At 37.2% G+C, this 6042-nt stretch carries 6 protein-coding genes and 1 pseudogene; all 7 read right to left on the bottom strand.

All coding sequences use genetic code 11. From position 1 onward, the window contains the following. Positions 1–180 precede the first annotated feature (180 nt). The 7 genes and pseudogenes from J7E66_RS31095 to J7E66_RS32520 all read right to left on the bottom strand — a co-directional run bounded on the left by J7E66_RS31095 (position 181) and on the right by J7E66_RS32520 (position 5890). A complete protein-coding gene (locus J7E66_RS31095) occupies positions 181–492 on the bottom strand; it encodes a hypothetical protein (protein ID WP_215007855.1) in 312 nt (103 codons plus the stop codon). A 70-nt stretch (positions 493–562) separates the two neighbouring features. Continuing rightward, a complete protein-coding gene (locus J7E66_RS31090; RefSeq protein ID WP_215007853.1) occupies positions 563–1024 on the bottom strand; it encodes a hypothetical protein in 462 nt (153 codons plus the stop codon). A 380-nt stretch (positions 1025–1404) separates the two neighbouring features. Then, positions 1405–4680 carry an Ig-like domain-containing protein gene (locus J7E66_RS31085; protein ID WP_215007850.1) on the bottom strand — a complete coding sequence of 1092 codons (3276 nt, stop codon included), beginning with the start codon at positions 4678–4680 and terminating at the stop codon, positions 1405–1407. Positions 4681–4732: 52 nt separating this feature from the next. Continuing rightward, complete coding sequence (locus J7E66_RS31080; RefSeq protein WP_215007847.1) at positions 4733–4972, bottom strand: hypothetical protein; 240 nt, start codon at positions 4970–4972, stop codon at positions 4733–4735. A 90-nt stretch (positions 4973–5062) separates the two neighbouring features. Then, positions 5063–5317, bottom strand: a pseudogene (locus J7E66_RS31075) (recombinase family protein); the annotation flags it as partial. 251 nt (positions 5318–5568) lie between these two features. Further along, entirely contained in the window at positions 5569–5751 is a 183-nt protein-coding gene (locus J7E66_RS31070) for a hypothetical protein (RefSeq protein ID WP_215007844.1), read from the bottom strand. A gap of 10 nt (positions 5752–5761) precedes the next feature. Further along, on the bottom strand, positions 5762–5890 hold the full coding sequence (locus tag J7E66_RS32520; protein WP_285289274.1) for a hypothetical protein: 129 nt from the start codon (positions 5888–5890) through the stop codon (positions 5762–5764). Between the last annotated feature and the right edge of the window lie 152 nt (positions 5891–6042).

The raw sequence follows: 6042 nt of genomic DNA, 5'->3' as shown, positions 1-6042 counted from the left end.
TCAGTGAAATAGCCTTGGATCAAGCGCTCTCTTTTAAAAAAAATTGAAGGAGCTGCGTCTTATTAAGTATTGCCATTTTGCCGAAGTTACAGAAGTTTATTTTCATAGTAGTGTAAGTACATTTATTCACAATCTTTCTTTCAAAATAAAACCCTTCTGTTAAAAATAACATCAATCTTTTTAATCTCCGACAATGGTAATGTTGTCGAATTCCTCATTCCTTAAAATTAAAACTAACTCATCAATTTCATTTTTATATTTATCTGGTAGTAAGTCCTTAATGGATAGAAGTTTTTTTACGAATTCATCAATTTGGAGTCTATTTAACCTAGCTACAGAACGAGCACCATAATATTCTCTTATTTTACTGAGAATACCCCATTGTCCTGGATGTATATTTCCATAAAATATTTGTTTATGTAACCCTTCGCTTATTTCTCCAAGAAAATGTTCTTCCTTCTTATTATCATAATAATATATATCCAATCCCATTTAATTTCACCTCATTTCAGAAGTTGGTTACTCCGTAGCAACCCCTTGTTCAACTCATACCCCTGTTAGTTCAACATGCACTTATCATCAATGTTCCATCTGGATTAACTGTGACCAATGGATATTCAGGTGAGTATTCTCCAGTAAGAATACTTTCTTTATGAAGAATCTTTGATAGATTTTTCATAAATTCAAAAACAGCTTTAGCCTCAGTTTTACTTTTGACTTCTTTTGGGTCAATATCGAATTCTATCTCGTCTTCTGAAAAGAAATGGCAATTAATAAAAACACCATTGGTGTTAATAGACATTAAAATACGGTGATTCTCCTTTTCCTCAAAAAAATGGGCAACATCAGTTTCTTCATACACTGTTACGAATCCATCCTTGTAAAAAACAATATCCCAAGTCGAAGTGCGAATCCAATCAAAAAATCTTTGCCAATCGGTTAAATTAACGTCAACAACATAAATATCCCTTAGACTTCCATCATTGAAAAATACTTTATTCAAAACCACATTGGTCATTTCCATTTAATCAATCCCAATAAACAGATTATTTTATTTGTATTTTACCACTTCTTATTGAACTAAACTGCCCTTTACTTTAAGTAGAAATCTTCACAATCTCTTCTGAAATTTAACATAGTGATCCAACTTTCTTTAAAGGAGTTATTCCACAATTTGGCCCTAAACATAAAGAAAAAGCACAATTCTTGCTGCAGAATTGCGCCCTTTAATTAAATAAACTACTAAATATTTATGTTGTTATTAAAGAGGAGAAAATGTAACTAAAGCACCCGTTCGTAATATAAGGTTAGCCAGATCTGGCAAACCTTTTTTTATAAGACTAATTAATATGAAGGTATCCCCTAGAGATAGGGTCGATCCTCTCCATTTAGATGGTTCTTTATTTAATAAACAGTTACCGTTCTTGCTGAGCTAACTAATCCTTTGGCATCCTTGGCGGTTACAGTCAGTTTTGTTCCGATTCTTTGTTTTGGAATGGAAACCTTAAAGTTTCCATAGTAGTCAGATTTGGCACTGTAAACCCTTGTACCGATTCTTACACTAACAGCCACATATCGTTCTGTCTTACCGGAAACTGTTGTTGAATAATACCTTACTGCATTTACTAAAGGAATATTAGGCGCAACTCGTGCTACCGTAACAGATGCTGCCGCACTAATATTTCCAGCGGTATCTTTAGCTGTTATATAAATTTTTATTCCGCTATTCTGAATCGGAATGGCTATTTTATAGTTACCATAAGCATCGGCTTTCGTGCTGTAGGTTTTCAAATCTATTTTTGCAATTACAATGGCATACTTTTCAGTTTTGCCTGATACATATGAAGATTTATTATTAACCACATTGACCACAGGAGTATTCGGAGCGACCCTCGAAACCGTCACGGACCGTGTTGCACTGATGTTTCCTGCCGTGTCCTTAGCTGTAATATTCAGTTTAGTGCCACTATTTTGGATTGGAATAGCGACTTTATAATTCCCATATACATCGGCTTTTGCAGAATAGGAGCGTGTACCTATTCCTACTGTCACGACTGCGTACTTTTCCGTCTTTCCTGTAACCTGTGCCGCTTTATTGGTAACAGCATTAACAGACGGGATATTCAGGGCGACTCTTGAAACAAGAATCTTCTTTTCTATGCTTTGAAGCTGAGCGCCATCCTGAACGGTAATTGAAATCGCAGTACCATAGTTTTGGATTGGTATGCTGATAGAAAAATTACCAGCGGAATCAGCTTTTCCACTGACCGTTCTATCTGGCACTCTTACCATTACTAAAGCAGAAGGTTCAGTTTTTCCAGTAATAACAGAAGTTTTATTAGTGATTGTCTGAACCAATGGCTGCTCTGGCGGGGTTACGTCTTTTACCCGGATAGTCACAGCATTGCTTTCGTAGTATCCGTCCATGGAGATAATTTTTATCTTAGTGTCAGGCGACTGCCTGGTGATAGGGATTGAAAAAGTCCCATCCTTATTAACTAATCCACTTACAAGCTGTTCTCCATTTTTAAAAATAAGAATCGTTGTACCCGGTTTTGCCGTTCCTGTCACCAATGTTGACTGGTCAGTTATTTCGTAACCGGCTGGGGTAGGAACTGGATTATAAACATAGACGTTTCGCTCCAAGGTTGATTGATTCCCCGAAGCATCTTCCGCTTCAATCCGCAGCTTATATGCTCCAATTTTAAGGTTTGTTGTTTCCCATTCTCCAAGATCGACAATAGAGCCTTCAGCTTCTTTAATAGGAATCCATTCGACAGGTGATTCACCATAGCCGTAAAAAACACTGTACTTTTTTAACTGAAAATCTGAAATCGATCCTTCAATCCGTATTTTTCCATTAATCCTTTGGTTGTCAGCGGGAGAAACAAGGGAAATTTGCGGTCCCATCCGGTCTTCAAACGTAACGGCCATCGTACAGCTACTACCAAAGTATCCTGTATTTTGGTTGTACATTTGCCATATTATTTGAGTAGTTCCAAGCGGCATATTGGCCGGCAGCTTAAATTCAAACGTTTTTATTTCTCCAGGTTTGATGGTATCCGTTGAAGCTAAATCTATTAAGAAATCAGCTCCATTTGCCTTTAATTGATAACCCCCTGCTTGTGTCCAAGGCTCTACACCCATGTTCTTTAATACTATTTTTACATTAGGAGTGCTTCCAGCTTCTTGAACAGAAATAGGGGCAGACCATCCAACAAATTGTGCATCCATTTTCTCTCTGGCCGTTACAGTGACCGGAGATGAATAGGCAGAATAATTACTTTGATAACCACCCATATCCACAGCCATTACAGAAACTTTATATGTTTCTCTAGGTAAAAGGTACCTTTCAGGAACCGTTATACTATTGGTCTCTGAAGTTCCAGAAAAAACTTGATATCCAGATTCAGTCGTAATTTTTACGTTATACTTCAACTGCGATTTATCCATTAAGGGGTCCCATGTCAGAGTAAAATGGGAGATCAGCTCATCGGAAGCCTTAATATTTTCTGGAACCGTTGGAGCCGTCGTATCCGGCATTTTGACTGCGGCTTCATCAGACAGTTCTGTTTCGACATATTCGTTATAGGCCGAAATTCTGAAATAATAGGTATCCGCTGCTCTACCGGTATCTCCCAGCCGCTGGTACACCAATCCAGGATTATCGGATAAATCCGTCCCCAACCCATCTTTTCGTAGTGCTACATCTCCATTGTTAATCTGGTCATTAGTCGGCCATAAGTTTTTGCCAAATGAGGACCAGCTTGTAGCAGCTCCGTCGTACACCTGTTCAAATTCTTTTCCGTTATAGAGGTAAACCCTATATCCCTTGGCACCGGTAACAGATGACCATTGGAGATTAATCTTCCCTTTCCCGGAGTTAGCCTGTAAACTATTTGCGATTCCACTTGGCGCCTTGGGCTTGGGTGAATATTGAACTTGTAGTACTGGCACCTGGATTAGATTACTGTTTAATTTACTAAAGGTCCTTAGGTATGTATTTGACTGGGTGCCAGAATCCTTAAGTGCCAAGCCAAAATAGCTACCTGGGTTTTTATACCAATCAAGAACAAGACCCGAAACATCCCAGGTAAAATAGGCGCCGTTTACAGGCATAGCTGTTGTCTTACTGGAAATAGGACTTTCTGATATACCTGGCTTATTCGCCCATGTTAAATCGTTAGCGCTCCACGGCTCTAGGATTTTATGGATTGAGAATTGTTCATCTGTATAATATTGACAGTAGTAGCAGCCGTACTCGTTATTCAGCTCTTTAAGGCGAAGCTTCGCCCCTAAAAATAAACCTCCGTTCAACGCAGGAAGGTTGTTCCCAAATTTTATGTAGGTTTCGAATTGCCCATCGGTATCTTTACCAACCTTTACTTCATTATTAAGGGAAAAATTATTCTCAGGTTCTGCTTCTGAAGCGTATGAAATAGCACCACTATCTACTTCTACATTCTGCTTTTGCTCCCATTTCAGTGTGTCTATATTTTGTTTAAATAACGAATAGGGGAAAAGTTCAGCAGTTTGAGACAAATCATAATTGGTATATATCTGTGAAAACTCATCCCTCCCGACAGTGTCATCTGCCGCAAATGAACCTAAAGGCTGTTGTGATAAAATAATTGCAAATATCATAAACATTGAAACTACCTTTTTTATTTTTACCTTCATTACAGTCCCCCTCTTTTCGTTGTTTAATAGTCATACGTAGATTTTATCACAATTAATATCGAAAGCAGATTATTTGTTCGTATGGATTATTTGATTTGTGTGTAAGGCCAAATGTTTTTGCAATACCGTTTGCCTGGCCTTGAGCCATTTTTTGACAACAATATGACTCTTTCATCAGTGCCTCAAATTGTAGGGGGGCATTGACAGTTTCGATCATATCAGTACAATTCTTCACAAACTCCAAACCAACGATAACATAAATAACCAATTTTGTTTGAGATTCTTCTTCCATTAAATGGCCCGATTGTTGAATAAGAGCTAAAGTCGATTCTTCAACTATCCTGCCCCGTTAGCTCAATAAGAGCATAAAAGAAGAGCGCTGTTATTGCGCCCCTTGCTTTCTTTTCGCCCGAATTAACGTACTTTTGCTAATGCCTGTTATCTCTTCGACTTGCTTATATGAATGCGTAACTAGCAGCCCTAGCGCATGCTCTACTTGCTTCTTACTAAACTTGTTTGGTCTTCCTTCTCGAAAGTCGTCTCGCTGCTTAGCGATTGCCTTGCCTTCTTGTGTGCGCTCCACGATCATATCTCTTTCGAACTCTGCAAAGCCGCTCATAATCGTCAGAATTAGCTTATTATACTGAAATAATCACCTTAAATACAAAATATCCGCTAATCTTTAACTCTTGCACCTGTTACTTTAAATACATTTCTTCACAATCTTGATTATTTCTTTTTTCGCATAAAAAGAGAAAAAGCTACCATTAGTAATCCAATTATAATAGCTGGTGTTGCATTAAAAAAATCAACTCCAATATTTTCTTTAGAATTCAGATAATTTTTGAGTAAAGCACCATATAGTTAATGAAGAAACGGTGTTAACAATTAATTTTTCACTCTTTTATAAAGGTACCAACCACCCCAGCCTGCAACGAAAGCTAATGGTAATATAACAAGGTGACTTCCGTAATTACCGAGAAGCCAGTCAATTTTAAAAAAATAGGCTATTCCATACATAATCCCTATAGCCAACAACGCAAAAAAGAGTTTTATAAAATAATCCTTCATTTGTGGAATCCTACTTTCTTACTTTCTTGAAAAATTTGATTAAAAACACAATCAATGCAATCAATAGTGCAAATACAACTATTTGATAACCAACATCAAACCAGTTAATTTTACTTTCAACATTAGTTACTTTTTCCAAACAAAGTCTCCTCCAGAAATACAACAAATAATAATAATAATGGCAACTAAAATCTAACCTACTTGTTTCCCCTTTTCAATTTAAAATTTTTCCCAATTATTCTCGTTTTCTTCTTTCACTAAACTGCCCCTTTAGCATTCCTGTAGATCGTT

It is taken from the genome of Bacillus sp. ISL-7 (assembly GCF_018613065.1).
The sequence above is the reverse complement of the archived record's forward strand: the minus strand, read 5'-3'. Positions and strand labels throughout refer to the sequence as shown.